A 23,569-nucleotide genomic window follows, 5' to 3' on the forward strand; every position below is an offset into this window, starting at 1 on the left:
CGATCAAGAGGTTTGCGTCTCCAGATCGCTCCTGGCTGACGCAAACCTCTTGATCAACACGGGCTGGGGGTCAGTCGCGGTCGATCTGGTGGCCGATCACCGTGGGGCCGAGCATCACCGCGAAGCCCGAGCCGTCGCGGCGCGGGTCGGCCGGGGGCAGCTCGACCGGGTCGCCGGTGGCGGTGGCGCCGACCGGTCGCGGGCCGATCCAGGCCACGGCCAGGTCCAGCTCGCCCTTGAGCAACCGCTGGGCGCGCACGCCGCCGGTCGCCCGGCCCTTCGCGGGGTACGCCTTGAACGGTGTCACCTTGACCGTCGCGCCGGTCGAGGTGACCACCATCGGCTCCCCGTGGCCCGGGTCGTCGGTGCGGATCGCGCCGAAGAACACCACCCGCGCCCCGGCCGGCAGGTTGATGCCGGCCATGCCGCCGCCCTTGATGCCCTGCGGCCGGACCACGGACGCCGCGAAGCGCAGCAGCGACGCCTCCGAGGAGACGAACGCCAGCGTCTCCGCCCCGTCGGTGAGCCAGGTCGCCCCGACCACCTCGTCGCCGTCGCGCAGCGAGATCACCTCGAACTCGTCCGAGCGGACCGGCCACTCGGGGGCGCAGACCTTCACCACACCCTGCCGGGTGCCGAGCGCCAGCCCGGGCGACCCCTCGGCGGACGGGCCGAGCGGGGCCAGCCCCACGACCGTCTCGCCCTGCTCCAGCGGCACCAGCTCGGCGGCGGACATGCCGCCGCGCAGCGACACCGTGCCGGACTGCTCGGGCAGCACCGGCAACGGCAGCACGTCGATCTTGAAGGCGCGCCCGGCGCTGGTCACCAGGAGCACCCGGCCGCGGGCGGTGGAGTGCACCACGGCGCGGACGGCGTCGTGCTTGACCCGGCCGCTGCGCCGGCGCGCCTCGGCGGCCTCCTCCGACTCGGCCGCCGTGCGGGCGACCAGCCCGGTGGCGGAGAGGATGACCTGGCAGGGGTCGTCGGCAACCTCCAGCGGGCCCGCCGGCACGGAGGCCGCCAGCACCTCCTTGAGGTCGCCGTCGACCAGCGTCGTGCGGCGGTCGGCGCCGAACTGCTTGACCACGGCGGCCAGCTCGTCGGAGACCAGCTTCCGCAGCACCTTCGGGTCGTCGAGGATCTTCGACAGCTCGGCGATCTCGCCGCGCAGCTTCTCCTGCTCGGCCTCCAGCTCCAGCCGGTCGTACTTCGTGAGCCGGCGCAGCGGGGTGTCCAGGATGTAGGTGGCCTGGATCTCGGAGAGCTTGAACTTCTGCATGAGGCCGTCCTTGGCGGCCTGGGCGTCCTCGCTGGCCCGGATCAGCCGGACCACCTTGTCGATGTCGAGCAGGGCGATCAGCAGGCCGTCGACCAGGTGCAGACGCTCCTCGCGCTTGCGCTTGCGGTACGCGCTGCGCCGGGTGACCACCTCGTAGCGGTGGGCGAGGAAGACCTCCAGCAGCTCCTTGAGCCCCAGGGTCTGCGGCTGGCCGTCGACCAGGACCAGGTTGTTCACGCCGAACGACTGCTCCAGCGGGGTGAGCCGCCAGAGGTCGGCCAGCAGCGCCTGCGGGTTGACCCCGACCTTGCACTCGATGACCAGCCGGGTGCCGTTCTCCCGGTCGGTGAGGTCCTTGACGTCGGCGATGCCGGTCAGCCGCTTGGTCTTGTTGACCTCGTTGGTGATGGCGGCGATGACCTTCTCCGAGCCCACCCCGTAGGGCAGCTCGGTGACCGTGATGGCCTGCCGGCCGCGGCTGCCCTCCAGCGGGCCGGTCTGCACCCGGGCCCGCATCCGCACCACACCGCGCCCGGTCTCGTACGCCCGGCGCACCTCGTCGAGCCCGAGGAGCAGCCCGCCGGTGGGCAGGTCGGGGCCGGGGACGAACTCCATGAGCTTGTCGAGCGTGGCGTCCGGGTGGTTGATCAGCCAGCGGGCGGCGTGGACCACCTCGGCCAGGTTGTGCGGGATCATGTTGGTGGCCATCCCGACCGCGATCCCGGACGCGCCGTTGACCAGCAGGTTGGGGAAGGCCGCCGGCAGCACGGTGGGCTGGGTGAGCGAGCCGTCGTAGTTGGGCTCGACGTCGACGGTGTCCTCGCCCAGCTCGCCGACGAGCAGCATGGCCTCGCGGGACATCCGTGCCTCGGTGTACCTCGCCGCCGCCGGTCCGTCATCCGGACTTCCGAAGTTCCCATGCCCGTCAATGAGCGGCGCATTGAGGGAGAAGTCCTGAGCCAGCCGCACCATCGCGTCATAGATGGCGGTATCGCCGTGCGGATGGTACTTGCCCATGCAGTTGTGGACGACGTAGCCCTCGGCGACGAATGCGTGCTCGTCCGACCCGACCTGAATGTCGTACGTGGTGGCGGCATCGACGGCCTCCACCGAGACAACACGAAGGAACGAATGACCCGACAGCCCTTCGAGCCGGCTGGCAAGCGGCGAGCCGATTCGGTGGAGCTTGCGAACCCAGCCGTCCCGCTCGGCGCGCCAGAGAGGGAATGATCGCTCCGAAAGCGGCACGCCGTTGCGGTCCCTGCCGTAACGGACCTTGCTTCCAGCCCCCGACAGCGAAGCTCGGAAGGGCTTGCCGTTCTCATCCAAGAACCAGCCGCCGCCCTGGTGAGCCGCCGCGAATTCCTCGATCACCGGCCGGATCGGCAGTCGATCGTTACCCTGCTTGCCCCCGTACTCATACCCCTGCTCCACCACCCGCCGCAGGCCGTCGTTCTTGTAGCCGACCCGCACCCAGGGCAGAAGCATCTCGGCGAGTAGGGCAGCGTCCCGTCCGGTGACGGACAGACCGAGGAGTGGTTGGTTACCCTTTCGGCCGCTGGTCCAGTGGTGCCCGTGGACGCCCAGATCAGCGAGCATGGAGTAGATCTGTCTCACCAGCGTGACGCTGGTGCTGACGAGGACGATCTCGCGAGAACGCTTGCGGACGTAGCCATCGCCGTCGAAGAACCCGGCAAGGAAGGGCGCCCACGCAGAGCGATCTTCGAGAACGTCACCCGGGACGTGCTTCGCGTGGCTGAGGGGCGTGCCGGCCTCAAGTAGACCCTGGTGCCGAGCGAAAGTAACGATGTGCTGGTCGCGGTGCCGAGGGTTGGTTGCTTCACGCTTACCACGGCTGGCGTTGAGCCCGTTCGCGATCGCCCAGCCGTGGGCGATGTCGAGCGGCTCGACATCGCACATGTGCAACCGCACTCGCCCGTCGGCCTCACGAGACCGATCGACGGCAAAACCCTCTGCCACCACGAGTCCGCGGACGTAGTCGTAGACGTCACCGCCGGGAACGGAAGCCGACCTGCGACCGCCGCCGTAGGCGAGGGTGAGGCACCCGGCGAGGTCCCGCGCTTCGATCCAACGGACCGAAAGATCCTCGTCCACCACACGGAACCGCTGTCCCGGAGTGACGGTCATGGTGTGGCCGTTACTCCACGTGACCCGGACCAGCTCCGACTGCGGATTCCGGTACACCGCGCGCACCGGAACGGCCGTCCCGTCGGCGTCCAGCACGGAGTCGCCGATCTCGACATCCTCGATCGGCCTCAGACCCCGAGGCGTCGACACGAGCGTTCCGGCGACGAAGCAGTCGCCCACGATCCGGGCCGACTTCACGTGACCCCGGTCCGGGCGGTGGCCCTGCTCGGACATCGACCAGAGGATGCGCCGGTGCACCGGCTTCAGCCCGTCCCGGGCGTCGGGCAGGGCCCGCGAGTGGATGACCGAGAAGGCGTACTCCAGGTAGGAGTCCGACACCTCGGTGACCAGCGGGTTGTCGAAGACCCGGGCGCCGGCCTGGTCGAACGCGGACAGGTCCGCCTTGGCGCGGTCGTCCTTACGGCGTGCCATGGTGCAGCTTCCTTCCGAAACGAACGCAGTGGTCAGGCGTCGATGGCGTCGCGGTCGACCCGGTCCGCCGAGTCGATGAGCCAGTTGCGGCGGGGCTCGACCTTCTCCCCCATGAGCAGTTCGAGGATCCGCTCGGCGGCCTCGACGTCGTCGAGGGTGATGCGGCGGACCGCCCGCGTGGCCGGGTTCATGGTCGTCTCCCACAGCTCGTCGGCGTCCATCTCGCCGAGGCCCTTGAACCGCGGGATGGGTGTGACGATCTGTTTGCCGGCCTTCTCCAGCTTGCGGACCGTCGCCTCCATCTCCGCCTGCGTGTAGGTGTAGACGGTCTGCGGGTTGCGCCCCTTCGTGGTGATCTTGTGCAGGGGCGGCATGGCCGCGTAGAGCCGGCCCGCCTCGATGAGCGGCCGCATGTAGCGAGCGAAGAGCGTGATGAGCAGGGTCCGGATGTGCGCGCCGTCCACGTCCGCGTCGGCCATGATGAGCACCCGGCCGTAGCGCAGCGCGGAGAGGTCGAAGGTGCGCCCCGACCCGGCGCCGAGCACCTGCACGATCGCCGCGCACTCGGCGTTGTCCAGCACCTGCTGGAGGTTCGCCTTCTGCACGTTGAGGATCTTGCCGCGGATGGGCAGCAGGGCCTGGTATTCCGAGGAGCGAGCCATCCGGCTCGTCCCCAGTGCGCTGTCGCCCTCGACGATGAACAGCTCGCTGCGGTCCACCCCGGTCGCCCGGCAGTCGACCAGCTTGGGCGGCATCGACGCGCCCTCCAGGGCGGTCTTGCGCCGGGCGGCGTCCTTCTGCTGCTTCTGGGTCAACCGGACCCGGGCCGCGTCGACGATCTTCTGCAGCACCGTGCGGGCCTCGGCCTTGGTCCTCCGGTCCTCCAGCCAGGCCTTGAGGTGCGCCTCGACCAGACCCTGGAGCACCTTGGTGATGCCCGCGGTGGACAGCTCGTCCTTGGTCTGCGAGGTGAACTGCGGCTCGGGGATCCGCACGTGCACCACCGCGGTCATGCCCTCCAGGACGTCGTCCAGGGTCGGCGCGTCCTCCTTGGGCTTGAGCAGGCCGCGGGTGTTGCGGGCGGCCTCGGCCAGGGTGCGCGCCAGGGCCCGCTCGAAGCCCTTGCGGTGGGTGCCGCCGTGGGCGTTGCGGATGGTGTTGGTGAAGCACTCGACGGTGCGCTCGTAGCCGGTGCCCCAGCGGAACGCCACCTCGATCTCGGCCCGGCGCTGCACGTTGGACTGCATGACGCCGTTGGCGTCGGCGGCGTTCTCCCGGTAGGTGCCCTCGCCGGTGACCAGCAGGGTGCCGGAGACCGGGCGGTCGCCGGCCGGCGCGAGGTATTCCACCATGTCGGTGAGGCCGTTGGGGAAGTGGAAGCTCTCCTCGACGGCCTTCTCGCCGGTCTCGTCGCGCAGCCGGTAGGCCACGCCGGGGACGAGGAAGGCGGTGTTGCGCAGCTTGAGCCGGACCGCCTCGGTGTCGAGGGCCGCGCCGGTCTCGAAGTAGCGCGGGTCGTGCCACCAGCGGATGGAGGTGCCGGTGCGCTGGCCGCGCTTCATGGCGCCGACGATCTGCAGGCCGGGGCCGGGCGTGAACGGCGCCTCCGGGCCGTCGCCGTCGAAGATCCCGGGTACGCCGTGCCGGAACGACATCGAGTGGACCTTGCCGCCGCGGCGGACCGTCACGTCGAACCGCCGGGAGAGCGCGTTCACCGCCGAGGCGCCCACACCGTGCAGGCCGCCGGAGGTCTTGTAGCCGGACCCGCCGAACTTGCCACCCGCGTGCAGCCGCGTGAGCACCAGCTCGACGCCGGAGATGCCCGACTTGGCGTGCACGTCGGTCGGGATGCCGCGGCCGTCGTCGTCGACCCGCACCGAGCCATCGGCGTGCAGGATCACGTCGACCTTGGTCGCGTGACCCGCGACACCCTCGTCGGTGGAATTGTCGAGGATCTCGTTGACGAGGTGACCCACGCCACGGCTGTCGGTCGAGCCGATGTACATGCCGGGGCGCTTCCGGACGGCGTCGAGGCCCTCCAGGTGCGTCAGGTCGTCGGCCCCGTACAGGGTCTCAGGCTGTGCGGTCAACTGGTCGTACTCCCAGGTCTCGGCGGTGTGGTGCCGTTCACCGTGCGATCCCCCACGTCGATCGCCAGGCGCGGCGCGCCGGAGCGAGCCTAGCCCGGCACTCCGACAGACCCGTGGCACCCGGTGCGGTGCGGCGTCGGATAGCGCGCGACCGGAGGCGACGAGGCGTCCGTGAACGACAACGACGTGCGCGGCCGGTGTCTTCCCGGCCCCGAGCCCGGGGACGGCCGCCGGGGCGACCATCCATTGACGTACGTCACACGGACGTGATCTCATCGCCTCCTTGAAGAATCTTTCACATTTCGATGTGTGAGGGGGTCGGGCCATGTCCCTGTTCCGTCATGGCGCGCTCGCGTTGGCGCTCGCCGTCGCCTCGGTGGCGCTGCCGGCCGCCGTGGCCCCCGCCGGGCCCGCCGGGGCCGCCCTGCCCACCGCCGCCGTGGCGCTGGGCGACAGCTTCATCAGCGGCGAGGGCGCCGGGGCGTACGCGCCGGTGGTCGACGTCAACGGGGCGGCCCAGGGCTTCCCCGGCTGGTCGGCGCCGAACAGCAACGCCTACTTCTGCCACCGCTCGCCCAACGCCTCGCTGTTCCAGGCCGACCTGCCGGGCATCGCCGCCCGGTTCAACCTGGCCTGCTCCGGCGGGCAGCCCTACGACATCGCCGCCGCCTCCGCGAGCCGCACCAAGGGCCGGCAGGTCGCCGCCCAACTCGACCAGCTCCGGACCGTGGCGCGCACCCACGACATCGACCTCGTGCTGGTGGGCCTCGGCTCGAACAACAGCTCGTTCACCTTCGGCAGCGTGGCGGAGAAGTGCGCCAACCGGTTCATCGCCGACGCCTGGACCGGCTGGTGGGAGTTCTGGGCGTACCTCGGCGGGCCGGTCGAGCAGAAGCCCTGCACGGACGCCGACCTGGGCACCGCCGCCCAGTTCGCCGCCGCGACCGCGGAGACCACCGCGGCGGCCCGGCAGCTCCTCACCACCCTCGACCAGATCGACGCCGACGGCCAGCACCGGGTGGTGTTCCAGGACTACACCAACCCGCTCCCCGCCGAGCTGGCCTCCGGCTACTGGAGCGAGGACGACCGGGACGACACCCGGGACAAGTTCCGCGCCCTCGGCGCCGAGCGGTACGCGGCCGGCTGCCCCATCCACCGCGGCAGCCTGGCCCCGGGCCAGCGCTTCTCGCAGGGCCTCGGCACCCTGGTGGGCTCGGTCCGGACCACCCTGGCCGCCGAGTTCCCGCAGGACGACCTCGTCTACCTCAACGTGCAGCGCGCCTTCGACGGCGCCCGGCTCTGCGAGTCGGCGGGCAGCCCCGGCAACGCCCTGGCCACCCCGATCCGGCTGATGGACGGCCCGACCGGCGTCTTCGTGACCAGCCTCTCCGGCTACGACAAGCTCGACATCCAGCGGATCGCGAACGCCTGCGGCACCTACTTCCAGACCTGCCAGGAGTCCTGGCACCCGAGCGCCGCCGGCCACCGGGTGCTCGGCCGCTGCCTGACCGGCGCCGCCGCGACGGGCTCCCGGGCGGTCTCCTGCGTCCGCGCCCCGGACGGCACGATCACGGTGAGCTGACCCACGACCGCGAGGCGTCCCCGCTCGGGGCGCCTCGCGCGGGTCAGGAACGGACGGCCGTGCCGAGCACGTGCGGCGACGCCGGTCCCGGCATTCCGCTCGGCGGGAAGCGGAACCGGTCCAGCTCGACCACCGTGAACCCGGCGGCGCGGATCGCCGCCACGGTGTCCCGGGCCGTGTGGCAGCCGGCGCAGCACAGTGGCCAGAGCGTGGCGTCGGCCAGGCGCTGGGCCCGGCGCAGCCCGGGGGTCTCCGCGACGACGTGCTCGTAGAAGCGGAGCTGCCCGCCCGGGCGGAGCACCCGGCGCGCCTCGCGCAGCGCCACCGCCTGGTCCGGCACCGAGCAGAGCACGAGCGACAGGACCACCGCGTCGGCGCTCGCGTCCGCGACCGGCAGCGCCTCGGCCAGGCCGGCCGCCACGGTCACCGGCACGCGGGCGTCGGGCGCGGCGGCCCGGACGAGGGCGCGCAACCGCGGCTCGGGCTCCACGGCGAGCACCCCGGTCACGGTCGGCGGATAGTGCGGGAGGTTCCGCCCGTTGCCGGCGCCCACCTCGACCACCCGGCCGCGCAGCCCGGTGACCAGGCGACGGCGGTGGGCGGCGGCACCGGCCCGGTCCATGGCGACGCTGGCGCGGGCGAAGACCCGGGCGAAGATCGGATGTGAGACCGCCATCAGGGGCGAACTGCCGGGGCGCCAAGGCTGAGCAGCAGCGGACCGGCCGCGCCGTCGACCAGGTCGCCGAGGCGTACCCCGTCGAGCACGGCGAGGAAGGCGGCCTGGGCGCGGCGCAGTTCGCCGCGCAGCCGGCAGCCGGCGACCAGCGGGCACGCCGGCTGCTCGCAGTTGACCACCTCGTCGTCGCCCTCGAAGGCCCGCACCACGTGGCCGACGGTCAGCTCCCCGGCGGGCTCGGCGAAGGCCACCCCGCCGGACCGGCCCCGGATGGTCACCAGCACGCCGAGCCGCTGCAGGCGCTGCACCACCTTGGCCACGTGGCTGCGCGGCAACGCCAGCTGGGTGGCGAGCTCGTCCACGGTGGTCCGGGCCGGAGACGCGGCGGTCAGCATGGCGATCCGCAGGGCCATGTCGGTCGACCGGTTGAGCTTCACGCCTCGACCCTAGCCAGCGCGCGCCCGCCGCGACACGGGCCGACCAGCCCGTTCGCGACGGTGATCCTGGCCACGCCGGTCCCGGGACCTTCGACCCTGAAGAGGCATCTTCCGAGCACCAGCAGGGTGCCGGCCATCTCCCGGATCATCGTCTTGACGTACAGCACCGTGCCGGCCAGGTACGCGCCGACCGCCGCCGCCACCCCGACCAGCTCGGCCGGCGGGACCTCGGCGACGGTGGCCACCACGAACACCATGAGCAGGCTCTGCGCCACCGACGCGAGGTCGTTGAGCAGGGCCCGTTCGCGGCGACACCCGGCCGGGGGCGGGACGACCGGAGGCGGGGCCGGCGGCGGGCCGGCCGGAGGCAGGTTCGACGGCAGGCCCGGCACCGGGGGCGCGCAGCGGCCGGACGGTGCTCATCCGCGGGCGACCGTGAGCAGCACCACCGGGTCCTCGTCGGCGTGCAGCGCGTGGCGGGCGTCCGGAATCACCAGCAGGTCAAACACCTCCGGGTCGGATGGTGCGGGCACGGGGCGCCGGAGCCGGAGGCAACTGCGCCGCTGTGCCCACCTTCGCCGCTTACCGCCCCGCCGACCAGGGGCTTTGGTCCCGAATCGGGAGGTCCACACCGGAGATTCGACTTCTCCGAGAAGTCGATGATCTACAGGTTAGGTCCTGATCGCCAGGGTAGGGACCACTCATGCGCGTCCTGGGAATAAACGCGATCTTCCACGACCCCGCGGCCGCCCTGGTGGTCGACGGCCGGATGGTGGCCGCCGCCGAGGAGGAGCGGTTCAGCCGGCGCAAGCACGGCAAGCGCCCGGTCCCGTTCTCGGCCTGGGAGCTGCGCGAGCTGTCCGCCGCGTGGTGCCTGGCCAGCGCGGGGATCGACGTGGACAGCCTCGACGCGGTCGCGTACTCGTTCGACCCCGGCCTCTGCCGCGACGCGGCCGAGCTGGGCCTCAGCGACCCGTGGGACTGGCTGCGGGTCGACTACGCCCGGCGGGCCCCGCAGTTCCTCGCCGCCGCCCTGCCCGGCCTCGACCCGGACCGGGTGCGGTTCGTGCCGCACCACGTCGCGCACGCCGCCTCCGCCGGCCTGGCCGCCCCGGCGGCCGGCGACGACACCGCGGTGCTGGTGCTCGACGGGCGTGGCGAGGTGGCCAGCCACCTGGCCGGTGTCTACCGCGACGGCCAGCTGTCGTCGCTGCACTCCCAGCAGCTCCCCCACTCGCTCGGCCTGCTCTACGAGGACCTCACCCGGCACCTGGGCTTCCTGCACTCCAGCGACGAGTACAAGGTCATGGCGCTGGCCTCCTACGGCCGGCCGAAGCACCTGGGCCTGCTCCGCGACCTGGTCCGGGTCACCGACGACGGCGGCTTCCAGGTCGAGCGGATCGACTGGGCCGGCATGGCCAAGGCGGTCGCCGCCGGAGGCGAGCTGACCGAGGAGCACGCCGACCTGGCCTCCAGCGTCCAGGCACGGCTGGAGGAGGTCATTCGCGGCCGAGGGGCCGTACCGGGACGTCTGGGTGCAGCCCGCGGCCGGCGACGCCGGCACGGCCCTCGGCGCGGCGCTGCACGTGGCCGGCAAGCTGGGCGACCCGTCCACCCCCATGGTGGGTGCGGACCTGGGCCGGGGCTGGTCCGACGACGAGCTGGAGGCGGAGCTGCGGCGGGCCGCGCTGCCGTACAGCCGGCCGGCGTCGATCGCCGCCGAGGCCGCCCGGGTGCTCGCCGACAACGGCATCGTGGCCTGGCACCAGGGGCGCAGCGAGTACGGCCCGCGGGCGCTCGGCCACCGGTCGCTGCCGGCCCACCCCGGCGACCCGGACACCACCCGGCGGATGAACGACGTCAAGGGCCGGGAGCAGTTCCGGCCGATCGCCCCGATGGTCCGCGCGGAACGCTTCGCGGACCTGTTCGACGGCGTCTACCCCAGCCCGTACATGCTCTTCGTGCACCGGGTGAGGGCGGAGTGGCGGGACCGCATCCCGGCGGTCACCCACGTCGACGGGACCGCCCGGGTGCAGACCGTGCACCCGGAGACCGAGCCGCTGGTGGCCGAGCTGCTGGCCGAGTTCGAGCGGCGCACCGGCCTGCCCGTCGTGGTGAACACCTCGCTGAACACCGCCGGACGGCCCATGGTGGACACCCCCCGCGAGGCCATGGAGCTGTTCGGCTCCGCCCCGGTGGACCTGCTCGCCCTCGGCCCGTTCGCGGTGCACCGCCGCGCGCTGGGCGGTGCCCGGTGATCAGCGTCGTCGTGCCCACCCTGGGCCGGCCGAGCCTGGCCGTCCTGCTGGACGCCCTCGCCGGCCAGCTCGACGAGCTGTCGAGGCCATGACCATCGCATGCCGGTGGTCGCGCTGGCCACCACCGAGGCCGTGGACGCCGTGCCACCCGACGCGGGGGTGCTCTCCACCCGCGTCGACACGCTCGTCGAGGCGGCCCGCTGGCTGGCCGAGGACCGCGACGCCGCGTACCGGCTGGGGGCGCGGGCACGCGAGGTGACGAAGGAACGCTTCGGGCTCGACCGGTTCCTCGCCGACTGGGACCGGATCATGGAGGAGGAGACATGCGCATCGCGATGATTTCGGAGCACGCCAGCCCCCTCGCCGCCTTGGGCGAGGAGGACGCCGGCGGTCAGAACACCCACCTGGCCGAACTCGCGGCCGCGCTCGTCGGCGAGGGGCACGACGTCCGCGTCTACACCCGTCGGGACTCCGCCGCCCTGCCCGAGGTCGTGTCCACCTCGGACGGCTACCAGGTGTGCCACGTGCCGGCCGGCCCAGCGCAGCGCGTGCCGAAGGACGAGCTGCTGCCGTACATGGGCGAGTTCGGCAGCTGGCTCGCGGACTCGTGGCGGCGCGGCGGCTGGCACCCGGACGTGGCGCACGCGCACTTCTGGATGAGCGGCCTGGCCACCGTGCACGCCGGCCGGCGGACCGGGGTGCCGACGGTGCTCACGTACCACGCGCTCGGCACGGTCAAGCGCCGGCACCAGGGCGCGCGGGACACCAGTCCACCAGGGCGGATCGGCTACGAGCGGGCACTCGGCCGGGCCGTGGACCGGGTCGTCGTGCAGTGCGAGGACGAGGTCGCCGAGCTGGTGCGGATGGGCGTGCCCCGGTCCCGGATGGCACTGGTCCCGTCCGGCGTCAACCAGGCCGTGTTCCGCCCGGACGGCCCGGTCGCCCCCCGCGACCCCGCCCGCCCCCGCATCCTCACCGTCGGCCGGATGGTGGAGCGGAAGGGCTTCCTGGACGTGGTGCGGGCGCTGCCCGCGGTGCCGGACGCCGAGTGCGTGGTGGTCGGCGGCCCGCAGGCCGACCTGCTCCCCGCCGACGCGTTCGCCCGGAGGCTGTCCGCGCTGGCCGAGTCGTGCGGTGTGGCCGACCGGGTGAAGCTGGTCGGCGCGGTGCCGCGCGAGGAGATGCCGACCTGGTACCGCTCGGCGGACGTGCTGGTCGCGGCCCCGTGGTACCAGCCGTTCGGGCTCACCCCCCTGGAGGGGATGGCCTGCGGCGTGCCGGTGATCGGCACCAACGTGGGCGGCATCGCGGACAGCGTCGTGGACGGGCTCACCGGCGACCTCGTGCCGCCGCGCGACCCCCGCGCGCTCGGCACCGCGCTGCGTCGGCTCCTCACCGACCGGGTCCGCCGGTTCGCGTACGCCACGGCCGCGCTGGACCGGGTCCGCAGCCGGTACTCCTGGAAGCGCTGCGCCGAACAGCTCGGTGCGGTCTACGCCGCGCTGGCCACGGTGTCCCGGCCGGCGTCGGCGGTGGCCTGATGACCCGCCACGACACCCTCGACGCCCACCTCTCCGGGCTGGCCGCGGCGCTGCTGCCGTACCGGCGGGAGGCCGAGCGGCTGGCGGGCTGGGGCATCGAGCTGGCCTGGACACTGGCCCGGGGCGGGCGGCTGCTGGTGGCCGGCAACGGCGGCAGCGCCGCCGAGGCCCAACACCTCAGGCGGCGGGCCGACCCCTTGCTACCCGCCGGTAGCCTTCGGCCGTAGGCTGAGCCGGTGAGCGGGGAGTACACGCAGGAGTTCGTGGACGTCGACGGGGCGCGGATCGGCGTCCAGGTCTACCCGGAGCCGGACGGGCCGCCCGGCGCGCCCGTCGTGGTGATCTGGCCCGCCATGGGCGTCCGCGCCCGCTACTACCGGCCGTTCGCCGCCGCGCTGCGCGACGCCGGCCTGGCCGTCGTCGTGGCCGACCTGCGCGGCACCGGCGAGAGCACGCCGGCCCCCGCCCGCACCTGCCGGTACGGCTACGCCGAGCTGGCCACCGACGTCGGCGCGGTGCTCGACGCGCTCAAGCCCCGGCTGGACGGCCGGACCCGGCTGCTGCTCGGGCACTCGCTGGGCGGGCAGGTCGCGGTGCTGCACCAGGCGCTGCACGACGCCGACCGGGTGGACGCGCTGGCCCTGGTGGCGGTGGGCGTCCCGTGGTGGCGCGGGTACCCGGGGCCGCGCGGCTGGGGTGTGCTCCCGTACACCCAGGGCATCGCGGCGGTCGCCCGGCTGCTCGGCGTCTGGCCCGGCTGGGGGTTCGGCGGCCGGCAGGCGCGCGGGGTGATCCGGGACTGGGCGTACACCGCGCGGACCGGGCGCTTCCCGGCGCTGGACGGGGTCGACGCCGAGGCGGCCGTCCGGCGGGTCCGCACCCCGGTGCTCGCGGTCAGCGTCGACGACGACCAGTACACGCCGCACGAGACGATGGACCACCTCTGCGGCAAGCTCACCGCCGCCCCGGTGACGCGGCACCGCTACACCGTCGCCGAGGCGGGCGCCCCGCTGGACCACTTCACCTGGGTGCGCGCCGCCGCCCCGCTGGCCGCCCGGATCGCCGCGTTCGCCACCGCGCTGCCCCGCTGACCCGGCCGGGCCGCCGTGCCCGGAAAACGGGTGCGTAGCCGCGCGAAAGGTGGGTAAGCCGCACCGCCCGAACACGGCGGAGGGGGATCAGATGTCCGAACGGCACACCGCGTTGCGCTCGATGCACGACCTGGGCCTGGCGGCCTGGTTCGGCGGCTCACTGATGGGGGCGCTCGGCGTCAACGGCGCGGCGGCGAAGATCGACGACTCGACCCAACGGCTGCCGGTCGCCTCGGCCGGCTGGGCGCGCTGGACCCCGGTCAACGCGGCCGCGATCGGCGCGCACCTGGCCGGCGCGGTCGGCGAGCTGGTAACCGAGAGCCCACGGGTGGCCAGCCAGTCCGGAGTGGCCAAGATGAGCACCGTGAAGACCGCGCTGACCGTGGGCGCGCTGGCGGTGACCGGTTACAGCCGGCTGCTCGGCATGCGGCTGCAGAAGGCGGGCGGGCCGCCCGTCGAGGGGGCCACCGAGCCGAACTACCAGACGCCGGCGAACGTCGCCTCCTCGCAGCGGCAGATGAAGCTGCTCCAGTGGGCCATCCCGGCGATGACCGGCGCGCTGGTGGTGGTCTCGGCGTACATGGGTGAGCAGCAGAAGCCGGGACAGGTGTTCCGGGGCCTGCTCAACCGGGCCGGCGGGCTGGCGAGCGCCCCGATGGCGATCGGCAAGATGGCCGGAATGGGCGCGACCAAGCGACCGATGGCCATGGCCGGCAGGTGATCCGCGGATGACCGACGCCCGGGGCGGTCGCCCCGGGCGTCGACCATCCGGTCAGGAACCGGTGCCGTCCTCTTCCCCCGGCCGGCCCAGCGCCGACGGCTCGTTCTCCGGCACGGGCGGCTCGGCCACCGGGCGCCCGGTGTCGTCCACCAGGCCCGGGGCCATGCTGCCGCCGTGTGCCTCCTCGGCCTCCCGGGTCGCCCGGGGATCCCGGCCGTCCCGCGCCAGGCCGCCGGGCTCGTCCCGTCGCTCGTCCACGCGTCCCCCTCGCTGTCGGTCCTCCGAGCGCCGGTACCCGGGGCGTGCCGGCGGAAACCTCAGGCGGGGGTGGTGGCGGGCGCGACGCCGAGCAGCCCGGCCAGCCGGGCGGCGTCCCGCTGGGCCTGGTCGCCGCAGCAGTTGTTCAGCAGGACGTGCAGCTCGGCGCACTGGTCGCCGAGGTCGCGCAGCAGCACGGACCAGCGCCGCAGTTCCTCGTCGCCGTAGGCGTAGCGGAACTTCTCCTGCTTGTCGCCGCTCTCCCAGGCCGTGCTGTGCCCGTGGAACCGGACCACGGCCAGGTCGGCGGTGGCCACGAGGATCGGCGGCACCGAGGAGACGTGCCCCTGGGGCATGTCCACGCAGACGTAGCCCAGGCCGTGCTCCCGCAGGAAGGTCACGGTGTCGACCACGGCGTCCTCGGTGAACCAGGAGGAGTGTCGCAGCTCGACGGTCACCGGCCAGGGCCGGCATCGCCGGGCCGCGGACAGGATCCGCTGCCGGGCCGCGTCGCCGCGGGCCAGCCAGGGTGGGAACTGCAGCAGCACGGCGCCGAGCCGATCGGCCGCCGCGAGCGGCGCCAGCGCCGCGTGGAACCGGTCCCAGAGCGCGTCGTACGCCCCGGCGGACAGGTCCCGCCAGCGGATCCGGCTCGGGCCACCGGCCGGGCGCAGGTCCCGGGGCAGCGCGTCGACCGGGGTGTGGTGGCCGGTGAAGAGGCGGAACGCCTTGACGTCGAAGGTGAAGCCCGGCGGGGTGGCGGCCGCCCAGCCCGCGGTGATCTCCGGCGCCGGGATCGCGTAGTACGACGTGTCCACCTCGACCAGACCGAACCGTTCGGCGTACCAGCCGAGCCGGCCGGCCGGGGTGTTGACCGCACGGGGATACCAGCCGGAGCGGACCAGCATCTGGTCGGCCCAGGAGGACGTACCCACCTTGATGACCCCCATGTGATTCAGTGCATCGCGATCCGGACGAAACGGCAACTCGGGACGTGCGGTGTGGAGCAGGAAAGTGTCGGTGTCGGGTCGTACGGTGTCCCCCGTCCTCAAGCGAAAGGCGGGCGGCATGAGCGTCTCCGACCAGGTCCTCACCGGCGAGCGGGCCGAATTGCTCACCACTCTCCAGCGACACCGCGGCCTCCTCCGGCAGACCGTGGCTGGTCTCGACGACGAGCAGGCCGCCCAGCGCAGCACGGCAAGCGAGCTCTGCCTCGGCGGCCTGGTCAAGCACGTGACCCTCTGCGAGCACCGGTGGATGCGGTTCGCGGTGGGCGGCGCCGAGGCGATGCAGAGCGAGCCGGTCGACTGGACCGGCCAGTTCCGGATGACCGAGGGCGAGACGCTCGCCGGGCTGCTCGCCGAGTTCGACCGGGTGGCTGCCGAGACCGACGACCTGCTCGCCACGCTCGACCTCGACGCCGCGCACCTGCTGCCGAGCGCGCCCTGGTTCGAGCCGGGCGCGAGCTGGTCGGTGCGCCGGGTGCTGCTGCACCTCATCGCCGAGACCGCGCAGCACGCCGGGCACGCCGACATCATCCGGGAGTCGATCGACGGGGCGAAGACCATGGGTTGACCGGCGCTCGGTGACCGACATCACCCGCCCTCACGGTGCGGGCGGCGGGTTCCGGTGTGACGCCATGACCGGTGGCGGCGCTGAGGGACACGAGATGAACGGACACCGCATGGACCAGGAGACCGCCGAGCGTCTGCTCGTCGGCACCGTCGCCGAGGCACAGGACGGTCCGCGGGTGCTCGTCCGGTTCCTCGCCGCCGTCCGCGCCGCTCCCCGCCCGCATGAACTCGTCGGCGAGGGGGCGGCCGTCCAGGCGTTCCGCGTGGCGCGGGCCGGCGGCGCGGTCCCCGTGGCGGTGTCCCGTCCCCCGCGACGGCTCCACGCCGGGCTGCTCGGCGCCAAGCTCGCCCTGGCCGCCCTGCTCGCGACCGCCACCGGCGGTGTGGCCCTGGCCGCCGTCACCGGCAACCTGCCCGGCCCGACCCGCGGCGGTGGCGGCGCCGGCCTGACGCCGTCCCCCGGCGCCGGCACCGGCGGGCCGGCCACGCCGGCTGCCGACCCGAGCCGTCCGAGCACACCTGCCCCCACCCCGACCCCGCCCCCCGGTCCGACCGACCGGTCGGCCAGCCCGTCCGCGCTGGCCGGGCTCTGCACCGCCTACCGGGCGAAGAACGGCGCGGACCGGGGGCGCGCCCTGGAGGCGCCGCCCTTCGCCGCCCTGGTCGCGGCCGCCGGCGGACCGGACCGGGTCCCCGGTTACTGCGACGGGCTGCTGCACGGCAAGGACGAGGCGAGCGGCGGCAACCCGACACCGCCCGCGCCGAGCGCCGACCCGACGCAACCCCCCGGCACCGGACCGACCACCCGCCTCACCGGTCGGCCCGAGCCCACCTCCAGCACCTCGAGGGCCGGTCTCGCGCCGACCACCCGGCCGGGCAAGCCGCCCGCGCGGACACCCGCGTCGGTCCGCCCCTCCCGGCGCTGACCCCTCGCCCCGCCGGCGGCGCTCGTCCGGTGATCGCCACCGGACCGGCTGGTAGCGTGCGCCGGTGACTCCGCGGCGTCGCCGACTGGCGATCCCCTTCCGCCTGGCCGTCGTGGTCGGCGTGGTGGCCGGCATCGTGCTCACCGCGCTCGGCCCGGCCACGGTGACCGGCCTGCTGCCGTACTTCACCATCCAGAGCAACGTTGCGGTCGGCGTCTTCGCCGGCTACGCCGCCTGGCGGGCCTGGCAGGGCCGCCCGGAGCCGCCGAGCGTGCTCAAGGGCGCCGTGACCCTCTACATCGCCATCACCGGCACCGTCTACCACCTGGTGCTGGCCAACCCGGCCAGCCCGTTCGCGATGGTTCAGCCGCACCGCGGGCCGGGCGAGTGGTGGGGCAACCAGTTCCTGCACACCGTGGTGCCGCTGCTGGCCGTCGCCGACTGGGCGCTGTTCGACCGGCGTGGCCGGCTGCGCCCCCGGTACGCCGCGTGGTGGCTGGCGTTCCCGGTCGGGTACCTCGGTTTCGCCCTGGTGCGGGGCCTGGTCGTGCACCGCTACCCGTACCCGTTCCTCGACGTCGGCCAGCTCGGCTACGGCGGTGTGGGGCTCAGCGCGCTCTTCTTCGCCGTCGCGTTCTGGCTGCTCGGCCTCCTCCTCGTCGGCGTCGACCGGGGGCTGGCCGGGCGGGTCCGCGGCGTGCCGGCCGAGCCGGCCCCGGCGCCGGCCGTCGCACCGGAGGAGAGCGCGGCCGGACCCCGCTGACCGGCGGCGTCGGAGCGGTCGTCGGTCACCCGCCGCCGAGCCGCTGGCCGATCGCGCCGCCGACCCGGACCCGCCGTGCGGTGGTGCGGTCGCGGCCGTAGGCGTCGGCCCGCCCCCAGCGCCCCGGCACGTCCAGCAGCTCGATCCGGCCGTAGCCGTCGGGGACGTACGGGTTCACCAGCAGGTTCTCCCCGCACGGGCGCAGCCCCAGCATGGTGCGGAGCAGCATCAGCAGGCCGCCGGAGGCCCACGACTGCGGCCGGCCGGCCGCCGGCAGCTGGACCGGGTACGTGGTGACCTCGCGCGGGTAGCCGGCGATCGCCTCCGGCACTGAGCCGCCGAGCGTCTCCACCGCGGCGAACATGCCGGCCGCGACCTGGGCCGCCTCGGCGTCGTACCCGTAGCGGCGCAGGCCCGCCGCGACGAGCGCGTTGTCCGACGGCCAGACCGCGCCGAGGTGCGACCCGACCGGGTTGTACGGCCGCTGCCCCGTGGCGTAGGTGCGCACCCCCCAGCCGGAGAACAGTTCGGGGCCGCACAGGTGCGCGGCCAGCGCGTCGGCCCGCTCCGGCTCGACGATGCCGCTCCAGAGCAGGTGCCCGAGATTGGAGGTGAGCGCGTCGACCGGCTCCCCGTCCGGGGTCAGGGCCAGCGCGTAGTAGCCCCGGTGCGGCAGCCAGAAGTCCCGGTTGAACCGCTCGCGCAGCCGTGCGGCCTCGGCCTCCAGCCGGTCGGCGTAACCAGGGTCGCCCCAGAACTCCCGGGCCAGCCGGGCGCCGCGGATCTTCGCGTCGTAGGCGTACCCCTGCAGCTCGCAGGTCGCCCGCGGGTACGGCGGCGGGACGGCGTCCCGGTCGACGATGGCCTCCGGCGAGTTGCGCCAGGTCTGGTTGGCCACCCCGTTGACCGTGTTGCGCGGCTGGTAGCGGATGTAGCCGTCGCCGCACGCGTCGCCGTACTCGTCGAGCCAGTCCAGCGCCATCCGGGCCGGGTGACGCAGTTCCCGGACCAGGTCGGCGTCGCCGGACCAGCGCTCGTACTCGTCGAGCAGGATCACGAACAGCGGCGTGGTGTCCGCCGCGCCGTAGTACGCCCCGGTGGGCTGCTCGTCGAAGGCGGCCGACTCGCCGTACCGCAGCTCGGCCAGGATCTTCCCGGGCTCCTCGTCGTGGTGGTCGTCGAGCTGCCCGCCCTGGAGCAGGGCGAGTAGGCGCAACGTCGCCGGGGTGAGCTCCGGGGTGAACGGCAGCGTCTCCAGGCAGGTGACGAGGGCGTCCCGGCCGTAGACCGCCATGGCCCAGGGCAGCCCACCCACCGGCACCCGATCGGTGGACGACAGCGGCTGGTACCGCAACGAGGCCAGGTCGGTCAGCGCCTGTTCGTACGCCGTCGTCAGCGCCTCCCGCTCGGCGACGAGCTGCGGCGCGTGGTCGAACCAGCGGGCCAGGTCCTCGCGCATGTCCTGGCGGATGTGCCGGCGGTGGGCCTCGAGGCTGGACCGCAGGTCCCGCCCCCCGGCGCCGTGAATGATCATGCCGATGTGCAGGTCGGTGTGCCAGGCGCCGTTCGGGGCGACCCGGATCCGGAAGGTCATGCCCCGCTGGTCGACCTCCACGGGCGCGGTGCTGGAGACGACGGTCTCCCGGCCGAACCGGTCCCGCTCGTAGCAGATCCTCAGCTGCCGGTGGTCCGCGTCGGCGACGACCATCGGCCGGCGCGGCCCGGGCCGGAGGATCTCGGCGGTGTCGGCGAAGTCGCTGCCGATCTCCATCCGCACGGTGAACTCGGCGGGCTCGGCGGAATGGTTGAGCACGGTGAGCCGCTCGTTGAAGCTGTCGTCGATGGACCGGTGCCGGAGCACCGAGACGTCGGCGTCCACGTAGTGGCTGGCGGCGCCCGGAACCAGCACGAACCGGGTCTCGAAGTAGGCCAGCTCGTCCCGGGACAGCGCGTTCAGCCGTTCCCCGTCGACGGTGAGCACCCAGCGGGACAGGAAGCGGGTGTCGAACGAGAACAGCCCGATCGGGGCGTACGGCTCGATCTCCATGTCGCCCTGCGCGTCGCTGAGCGCGAAGGTGTTGCCGGCGAGGACGGCCACCAGTTCCTTCATCGCGTCCCCACCCGGGGGCAGCCCATCTCGCGGGGGTGCCGGGCGCCGGGCGGGCCCGGGAAGAGCCGGCGCAGCGACGGCAGCAGCCGCAGGTTGCCCTGCACGGTGAAGTCGTTGCGCAGCAGCTCCGCAATCATGTGCAGCCGCCCGGCGGCGACCCGGTCGAACACCTCCCGGTCGGCGCGGACCACCAGGTCGGCCTCCTCCGCCAGGCGGGCCACCCGGACCTCCTGGTGGTCGATCGTCAGATACCAGTGTTCGGTCCGCGCCCCCTCGCGCAGGTCCAGCCGGATCGTGCCGCCGGTGGTCTCCGGCAGTTCGGGGTGCCGGCCGGCGACCTGCCGGGCCAGGTACTCCTCCGCCACCGAGGCGCTCATGGGTCCCTCCCCGTGTCATCGTTCACGGCCGGTCGCCGGGCAGCTCCACCCCGCTCCGGCAGGATCCCCACCGGTCGGGTGAGCTCAACTCACCCCGTCGGGGTGAGTTGGGCCGGTGCGCCGGGGCGGAAGTCGGGTACTGCGGAGGAAATGGGGATGACCGGGGACGCCACGACCGACCGGGTGCTCGCCGCGCTGCTCGCCATGCAGCGCCAGTCCTGGGAGCAGGGGGTGACCGGGCACGCCCTGCTCGGGCTCGGCGAGCTGGCCCTGCTGGTCGCCGACACGGCGGTGACCCGGCAGCACCGCCGACGGCACCCTGTTCCACCTGCTCGCGCTGCGCCGCGCCCGCGCGGCCGTCAGCCCCGCTGGATGAGCCCGCGCACGTAGGCGGCCTGGCCGACGTGCTGGAGGTCGTCGTCCAGCACGCTCACCAGCCGCACCCCGAGCGTGACGGGCGGGTCCCAGTTCTCGTCGACCACCCGGTCCAGGTCGGCCGGGCGCAGCCCGCGCAGGTACGCCCGGGTCCGGTCCACCACCGCCCGGTGGTAGTCGAGCAGCACCCCGCCGTCCGCCGGCCGCACCCGGGCGATCTGCTCGGGGCCGTGCCCGTAGCCGGTGTCGTCCGGGTCGGCGGCCAGCCCGCAGCGCCCCGCCCAGTCGCCGCCGACCCAGAGCTGCTCCTCCCCCATCACGTCGCTGACGTGGTGGTCCTGGATGCGGGTGAGGTGCCAGACCAGCCAGCCCACCGGGTTCGCCCCGGCGGCCGGGGCCTGCCGCAACTGTTCCGGGCTCAGCCCGTCCAGCGCCCCCGCCACCAGGTCGGGCAGCCGGCCGTACGCCTCGGTCAGCAGGTCGTTCACGTCCACAGGTTCCACGCTCCTCCGCCGTCGGTGCCACGGGGGGCAGTACCGCCCAGGCCGGGCGGCAAACCTCGCCCCCTTAGGGTTGATCGTGTGGTCGCGGCGCTGGAGCTGTATCTCGACACCGACGCCACCCGGCGGATCCGGGTGCTCTGGGACGCGTTGGAGGCCGAGGGCGTGCAGAGCATGAGGTCGCTGCTGGAGCAGCGGCACCGGCCGCACGTCTCGCTGGCGGTCGCGCCGCGTCTCGACCCGCACCGGGTCGCCGAGGCGCTCGCCGGGATGGTGGTGGCCGCCCCGCTGCGGCTGGAGTTCCAGCACGCCGGGCAGTTCGTCGGGCGGGTCCTCTGGCTCGGGCCGGCCCCCACGCCGGAGCTGCTGGCCCACCACGGCGCCGTGCACGAGCGGCTGACCCGCGCCGGCATCGGCCTGGTGGAGCACTACCAGCCGGGCCGCTGGGTGCCCCACTGCACGCTGTCCATGCGGGTGCCGAACGCGCTGATGGCCGCGGCGGTGCGCCGCTGCCTGGAGGTGCTCCCGGTGACCGCCACGGTGGTCGGCGCCGCCGTCACCGACCACGCCCGGGGCATCTCCCACCCGCTCGACTGACTCCCACCCCTCGCGCCTGGTCAGCGCGGCCCGAAGTCGACCAGGAAGGTCGGGTAGTCGGGCTGCGGGCAGGGGTCGCCGCGGTGGCCGAGCCGCTCGTAGAAGGGCGCCGCCCGCTCCCGGTGGGCCTGCCACTCCAGGTGGCGGGCCCGCCCGGCCGCCCACTCCGACACCGCCGTCAGCAGCGCGCGGCCCACGCCGCTCCGCCGCCGATCCGGGCGTACGTACAGGTCGTGCAGGCGGACCGTGCGGTGCGCGTCGCCGGAGCGCAGGTGCGGCCCGTGGTCCTGGGCGGCGGCGTACCCGCTCAGCCCGTCGTCGTCGACGGCGCCGAGCAGCGCCCAGCGCGGGTCGGCGAGCAGCAGGAGGAACCGCTCCCGGTGGACCTCGGCGGGCTCGTCGCCGGCGCCCATGTCGCGCAGCATCGGCCACAGCCGCGGCCAGTCCGACCCGGTCAGCTCCCGTACGGTGATCTTCACTCGTCCAGGATGCGGCCGGGACCGGGTTTTGCGCCATCTGCCGCCGCTGATGGCGATGCCGCCAGACCGACGCAAGCTGGTAAAAGAGCAGGTCAAGGCCGTCCTGGCCACCCGAGGACGTGCGGCCGGAGCGCCACGAGCACGCCTTCGGAGGCATCCCATGGCCGCACCCGTCATCCGTTCCGTCACCGCCGATCCGACCGTCCTGCTGCCCGGTCAGTCCACCACCGTCCGCGTCGATGCCTACCATCCCGACTCGCGGCTGCTGACCCTCTCCGGCCGGGTCAGCGACCCGACGGGCGCCGCCTGGGACAGCCCGGTGCGGGTGGATCTCAGCGTGCCGCTGACCATCCAGCTCGGCAGCACCTCGCCCGGAGTGACGGTCACGCCGAACCCCACCGACCCCACCCGCTTCACCGTCACCGTGCTGGCCGGGCGCGGCACGGTGACGCTGACCGCCACGGCGCGGGACGCCGCCGGCCGGACCGGCACGGCCGCCACGACCCTGACCGTGCCGCTGCTGGTCGGGATGAGCACCGAGAAGGGGGCGCGGACCCAGCGGGCGGTGGCCGAGTACCCCGGCATCCGCTACATGCGCGACTTCGGCACGGACGGCGGCGACGCGGACGCCCTGCCGGAGCTGCCGCCGCTGAACGCCGGCAAGTTCGTCGACGCCCCGTCGGCCGTCATGCACGTGTCGTGGAAGGACGACGTCGAGCAGTTGACCGGGTGGCTGGACGGGCTGAGCCGGCCGATCTACCTGACCTGGTACCACGAGCCGATGGGCGATGTGGCGCCGGCGACGTACCGGACCACCGCCACCCGGGTCGCGCAGATCGTCGCCGCCCACCGGAACCGGCGCTGGGTCCTCGGGCACGGCCCGATCGTCACCCGCTACTGGCTGGACGAGGGGCGCGGCAGCCCCACCGACTGGGGCTACCCGGGCATGACCCACTACGGCGTGGACTGCTACTCCCGCGACACCGCGACGTACTGGCCGGTGGCGCGGATGTTCGGGGTGGCGTTCGGCAAGGTGCGCGCCGCGTACCCGGGGATCCGGCTGCTGGTGCCCGAGTACGGGCTGAGCCGGACCACGGCCGACACCACCGGCGCGGGCCGGGCGCAGGCCATGCGGGACCACGTGACCTGGCTGCGGCAGCAGAACGACGTGGACGCGGTCGCCTACTGGAACAACTGGGCCGAGTACCAGCTGGGCGACCCCCCACTGGAGTCGACCGCCTGGCGGAACCTCCAGCTCGCCTGACTGTGAGGCTGGTGGGGTCGGTTCAGCAGTGATGAGCTGATAGCTGGCAGCGGTAGGCGTGACCCTTCGTCTGACTGGCCTTGTGCCTTTG

At 73.8% G+C, this 23,569-nt stretch carries 22 protein-coding genes and 5 pseudogenes; 14 read left to right on the forward strand and 13 right to left on the reverse strand.

The genetic code is table 11. From position 1 onward, the window contains the following. Positions 1 to 70 precede the first annotated feature (70 nt). From ABZS80_RS16740 to ABZS80_RS16755, 4 genes and pseudogenes are all read right to left on the reverse strand, one after another. On the reverse strand, positions 71 to 2,767 hold the full coding sequence (locus ABZS80_RS16740) for a DNA topoisomerase (ATP-hydrolyzing) (RefSeq protein WP_355056718.1): 2,697 nt from the start codon (positions 2,765 to 2,767) through the stop codon (positions 71 to 73). 36 nt (positions 2,768 to 2,803) lie between these two features. Then, positions 2,804 to 3,625: pseudogene (locus ABZS80_RS16745) on the reverse strand (LAGLIDADG family homing endonuclease); the annotation flags it as partial. Beyond that, positions 3,599 to 3,859 (reverse strand): annotated as a pseudogene (locus tag ABZS80_RS16750) (DNA gyrase subunit A); the annotation flags it as partial. The pseudogenes ABZS80_RS16745 and ABZS80_RS16750, both read right to left, overlap by 27 nt. Before the next feature lie 32 nt (positions 3,860 to 3,891). After that, complete coding sequence (locus tag ABZS80_RS16755) at positions 3,892 to 5,949, reverse strand: DNA topoisomerase IV subunit B (RefSeq protein ID WP_355056669.1); 2,058 nt, start codon at positions 5,947 to 5,949, stop codon at positions 3,892 to 3,894. A 325-nt stretch (positions 5,950 to 6,274) separates the two neighbouring features. Here ABZS80_RS16755 and ABZS80_RS16760 point away from each other — a divergent pair, with 325 nt between their 5' ends. Further along, on the forward strand, positions 6,275 to 7,531 hold the full coding sequence (locus ABZS80_RS16760; RefSeq protein ID WP_355056671.1) for a hypothetical protein: 1,257 nt from the start codon (positions 6,275 to 6,277) through the stop codon (positions 7,529 to 7,531). A gap of 43 nt (positions 7,532 to 7,574) precedes the next feature. On the opposite strand, the gene ABZS80_RS16765 is transcribed toward ABZS80_RS16760, so the two are convergent. The 3 genes from ABZS80_RS16765 to ABZS80_RS16775 are packed head-to-tail and all read right to left on the reverse strand — an operon-like array spanning position 7,575 to position 9,036. Continuing rightward, positions 7,575 to 8,207 (reverse strand): methyltransferase domain-containing protein, encoded by a 633-nt coding sequence (locus ABZS80_RS16765; RefSeq protein ID WP_355056673.1) that lies wholly within the window; start codon positions 8,205 to 8,207, stop codon positions 7,575 to 7,577. Continuing rightward, positions 8,207 to 8,644 (reverse strand): Rrf2 family transcriptional regulator, encoded by a 438-nt coding sequence (locus ABZS80_RS16770; RefSeq protein ID WP_151464518.1) that lies wholly within the window; start codon positions 8,642 to 8,644, stop codon positions 8,207 to 8,209. The genes ABZS80_RS16765 and ABZS80_RS16770 overlap by 1 nt, the downstream gene beginning before the upstream one ends. Continuing rightward, the gene (locus ABZS80_RS16775; protein WP_355056720.1) at positions 8,641 to 9,036 is read right to left on the reverse strand and encodes a hypothetical protein; all 396 of its coding nucleotides are present in this window, start codon (positions 9,034 to 9,036) and stop codon (positions 8,641 to 8,643) included. Before ABZS80_RS16775 ends, ABZS80_RS16770 begins: the two co-directional genes overlap by 4 nt. Positions 9,037 to 9,347: 311 nt before the next feature. Between ABZS80_RS16775 and ABZS80_RS16780 the strand changes: the two are divergent. The 7 genes and pseudogenes from ABZS80_RS16780 to ABZS80_RS16810 all read left to right on the forward strand — a co-directional run. Further along, a pseudogene (locus tag ABZS80_RS16780) lies at positions 9,348 to 10,010 on the forward strand (carbamoyltransferase N-terminal domain-containing protein); the annotation flags it as partial. 169 nt (positions 10,011 to 10,179) lie between these two features. Continuing rightward, entirely contained in the window at positions 10,180 to 10,902 is a 723-nt protein-coding gene (locus ABZS80_RS16785; RefSeq protein WP_355056675.1) for a carbamoyltransferase C-terminal domain-containing protein, read from the forward strand. A 79-nt stretch (positions 10,903 to 10,981) separates the two neighbouring features. Beyond that, a pseudogene (locus tag ABZS80_RS16790) lies at positions 10,982 to 11,241 on the forward strand (glycosyltransferase family 1 protein); the annotation flags it as partial. After that, on the forward strand, positions 11,226 to 12,443 hold the full coding sequence (locus tag ABZS80_RS16795; RefSeq protein WP_355056677.1) for a glycosyltransferase: 1,218 nt from the start codon (positions 11,226 to 11,228) through the stop codon (positions 12,441 to 12,443). The pseudogene ABZS80_RS16790 and the gene ABZS80_RS16795, both read left to right, overlap by 16 nt. Beyond that, positions 12,443 to 12,622 (forward strand): annotated as a pseudogene (locus ABZS80_RS16800) (phosphoheptose isomerase); the annotation flags it as partial. The gene ABZS80_RS16795 and the pseudogene ABZS80_RS16800, both read left to right, overlap by 1 nt. Positions 12,623 to 12,679: 57 nt before the next feature. Then, positions 12,680 to 13,534: an alpha/beta fold hydrolase gene (locus tag ABZS80_RS16805; protein ID WP_355056679.1), complete on the forward strand. Its 855-nt coding sequence runs from the start codon at positions 12,680 to 12,682 to the stop codon at positions 13,532 to 13,534. 91 nt (positions 13,535 to 13,625) lie between these two features. Further along, positions 13,626 to 14,255 carry a hypothetical protein gene (locus ABZS80_RS16810; RefSeq protein WP_151460789.1) on the forward strand — a complete coding sequence of 210 codons (630 nt, stop codon included), beginning with the start codon at positions 13,626 to 13,628 and terminating at the stop codon, positions 14,253 to 14,255. A gap of 51 nt (positions 14,256 to 14,306) precedes the next feature. On the opposite strand, the gene ABZS80_RS16815 is transcribed toward ABZS80_RS16810, so the two are convergent. Continuing rightward, a complete protein-coding gene (locus ABZS80_RS16815) occupies positions 14,307 to 14,513 on the reverse strand; it encodes a GTPase activator (protein ID WP_355056681.1) in 207 nt (68 codons plus the stop codon). A gap of 59 nt (positions 14,514 to 14,572) precedes the next feature. Next, positions 14,573 to 15,463, reverse strand: coding sequence for a DUF72 domain-containing protein (locus ABZS80_RS16820; RefSeq protein WP_355056683.1), 891 nt, complete (start codon positions 15,461 to 15,463; stop codon positions 14,573 to 14,575). Positions 15,464 to 15,581: 118 nt separating this feature from the next. On the opposite strand from ABZS80_RS16820, the gene ABZS80_RS16825 reads away from it, so the two are divergent. The 3 genes from ABZS80_RS16825 (at position 15,582) to ABZS80_RS16835 (ending at position 17,776) form a co-directional block, all read left to right on the forward strand. Next, positions 15,582 to 16,088, forward strand: a complete 507-nt coding sequence (locus tag ABZS80_RS16825) for a DinB family protein (RefSeq protein ID WP_355056685.1) — start codon at positions 15,582 to 15,584, stop codon at positions 16,086 to 16,088. A gap of 94 nt (positions 16,089 to 16,182) precedes the next feature. Continuing rightward, positions 16,183 to 17,013, forward strand: coding sequence for a hypothetical protein (locus ABZS80_RS16830; RefSeq protein ID WP_355056687.1), 831 nt, complete (start codon positions 16,183 to 16,185; stop codon positions 17,011 to 17,013). Between the two features lie 64 nt (positions 17,014 to 17,077). Then, positions 17,078 to 17,776, forward strand: a complete 699-nt coding sequence (locus tag ABZS80_RS16835; protein WP_355056689.1) for a Pr6Pr family membrane protein — start codon at positions 17,078 to 17,080, stop codon at positions 17,774 to 17,776. A gap of 25 nt (positions 17,777 to 17,801) precedes the next feature. Here the strand turns inward: ABZS80_RS16835 and ABZS80_RS16840 are convergent, their stop codons facing one another. Together ABZS80_RS16840 and ABZS80_RS16845 are read right to left on the reverse strand one after the other, a co-directional pair. Beyond that, positions 17,802 to 19,886: a glycogen debranching N-terminal domain-containing protein gene (locus tag ABZS80_RS16840; protein ID WP_355056691.1), complete on the reverse strand. Its 2,085-nt coding sequence runs from the start codon at positions 19,884 to 19,886 to the stop codon at positions 17,802 to 17,804. Next, the gene (locus ABZS80_RS16845) at positions 19,883 to 20,263 is read right to left on the reverse strand and encodes an SCP2 sterol-binding domain-containing protein (RefSeq protein WP_355056693.1); all 381 of its coding nucleotides are present in this window, start codon (positions 20,261 to 20,263) and stop codon (positions 19,883 to 19,885) included. Before ABZS80_RS16845 ends, ABZS80_RS16840 begins: the two co-directional genes overlap by 4 nt. Before the next feature lie 156 nt (positions 20,264 to 20,419). Here ABZS80_RS16845 and ABZS80_RS16850 point away from each other — a divergent pair, with 156 nt between their 5' ends. Further along, positions 20,420 to 20,653, forward strand: coding sequence for a hypothetical protein (locus tag ABZS80_RS16850; protein WP_355056695.1), 234 nt, complete (start codon positions 20,420 to 20,422; stop codon positions 20,651 to 20,653). Here ABZS80_RS16850 and ABZS80_RS16855 read toward each other — a convergent pair. Continuing rightward, positions 20,623 to 21,132: a DinB family protein gene (locus ABZS80_RS16855; protein WP_355056697.1), complete on the reverse strand. Its 510-nt coding sequence runs from the start codon at positions 21,130 to 21,132 to the stop codon at positions 20,623 to 20,625. The genes ABZS80_RS16850 and ABZS80_RS16855 overlap by 31 nt on opposite strands. A gap of 87 nt (positions 21,133 to 21,219) precedes the next feature. On the opposite strand from ABZS80_RS16855, the gene ABZS80_RS16860 reads away from it, so the two are divergent. Then, the gene (locus ABZS80_RS16860) at positions 21,220 to 21,735 is read left to right on the forward strand and encodes a 2'-5' RNA ligase family protein (RefSeq protein ID WP_151460797.1); all 516 of its coding nucleotides are present in this window, start codon (positions 21,220 to 21,222) and stop codon (positions 21,733 to 21,735) included. A 20-nt stretch (positions 21,736 to 21,755) separates the two neighbouring features. On the opposite strand, the gene ABZS80_RS16865 is transcribed toward ABZS80_RS16860, so the two are convergent. Beyond that, positions 21,756 to 22,214, reverse strand: a complete 459-nt coding sequence (locus tag ABZS80_RS16865) for a GNAT family N-acetyltransferase (RefSeq protein ID WP_355056700.1) — start codon at positions 22,212 to 22,214, stop codon at positions 21,756 to 21,758. Between the two features lie 160 nt (positions 22,215 to 22,374). On the opposite strand from ABZS80_RS16865, the gene ABZS80_RS16870 reads away from it, so the two are divergent. After that, positions 22,375 to 23,478 (forward strand): hypothetical protein, encoded by a 1,104-nt coding sequence (locus tag ABZS80_RS16870; RefSeq protein ID WP_355056702.1) that lies wholly within the window; start codon positions 22,375 to 22,377, stop codon positions 23,476 to 23,478. The last annotated feature ends 91 nt before the right edge of the window (positions 23,479 to 23,569 follow it).

The organism is Micromonospora sp. NPDC005305 (assembly GCF_040607315.1).
Lineage (GTDB): Bacteria > Actinomycetota > Actinomycetes > Mycobacteriales > Micromonosporaceae > Micromonospora.

Excerpts from the sequence above, each read along its gene's own strand:
- ABZS80_RS16820 (WP_355056683.1), bottom strand. The coding sequence starts at position 15,463 with ATGGGGGTCATCAAGGTGGGTACGTCCTCCTGGGCCGACCAGATGCTG.
- ABZS80_RS16740 (WP_355056718.1), bottom strand. The coding sequence starts at position 2,767 with ATGCTTCTGCCCTGGGTGCGGGTCGGCTACAAGAACGACGGCCTGCGG.
- ABZS80_RS16810 (WP_151460789.1), top strand. The coding sequence starts at position 13,626 with ATGTCCGAACGGCACACCGCGTTGCGCTCGATGCACGACCTGGGCCTG.
- ABZS80_RS16825 (WP_355056685.1), top strand. The coding sequence starts at position 15,582 with ATGAGCGTCTCCGACCAGGTCCTCACCGGCGAGCGGGCCGAATTGCTC.
- ABZS80_RS16795 (WP_355056677.1), top strand. The coding sequence starts at position 11,226 with ATGCGCATCGCGATGATTTCGGAGCACGCCAGCCCCCTCGCCGCCTTG.
- ABZS80_RS16840 (WP_355056691.1), bottom strand. The coding sequence starts at position 19,886 with ATGAAGGAACTGGTGGCCGTCCTCGCCGGCAACACCTTCGCGCTCAGC.
- ABZS80_RS16760 (WP_355056671.1), top strand. The coding sequence starts at position 6,275 with ATGTCCCTGTTCCGTCATGGCGCGCTCGCGTTGGCGCTCGCCGTCGCC.
- ABZS80_RS16850 (WP_355056695.1), top strand. The coding sequence starts at position 20,420 with ATGACCGGGGACGCCACGACCGACCGGGTGCTCGCCGCGCTGCTCGCC.
- ABZS80_RS16845 (WP_355056693.1), bottom strand. The coding sequence starts at position 20,263 with ATGAGCGCCTCGGTGGCGGAGGAGTACCTGGCCCGGCAGGTCGCCGGC.
- ABZS80_RS16830 (WP_355056687.1), top strand. The coding sequence starts at position 16,183 with ATGAACGGACACCGCATGGACCAGGAGACCGCCGAGCGTCTGCTCGTC.
- ABZS80_RS16765 (WP_355056673.1), bottom strand. The coding sequence starts at position 8,207 with ATGGCGGTCTCACATCCGATCTTCGCCCGGGTCTTCGCCCGCGCCAGC.
- ABZS80_RS16870 (WP_355056702.1), top strand. The coding sequence starts at position 22,375 with ATGGCCGCACCCGTCATCCGTTCCGTCACCGCCGATCCGACCGTCCTG.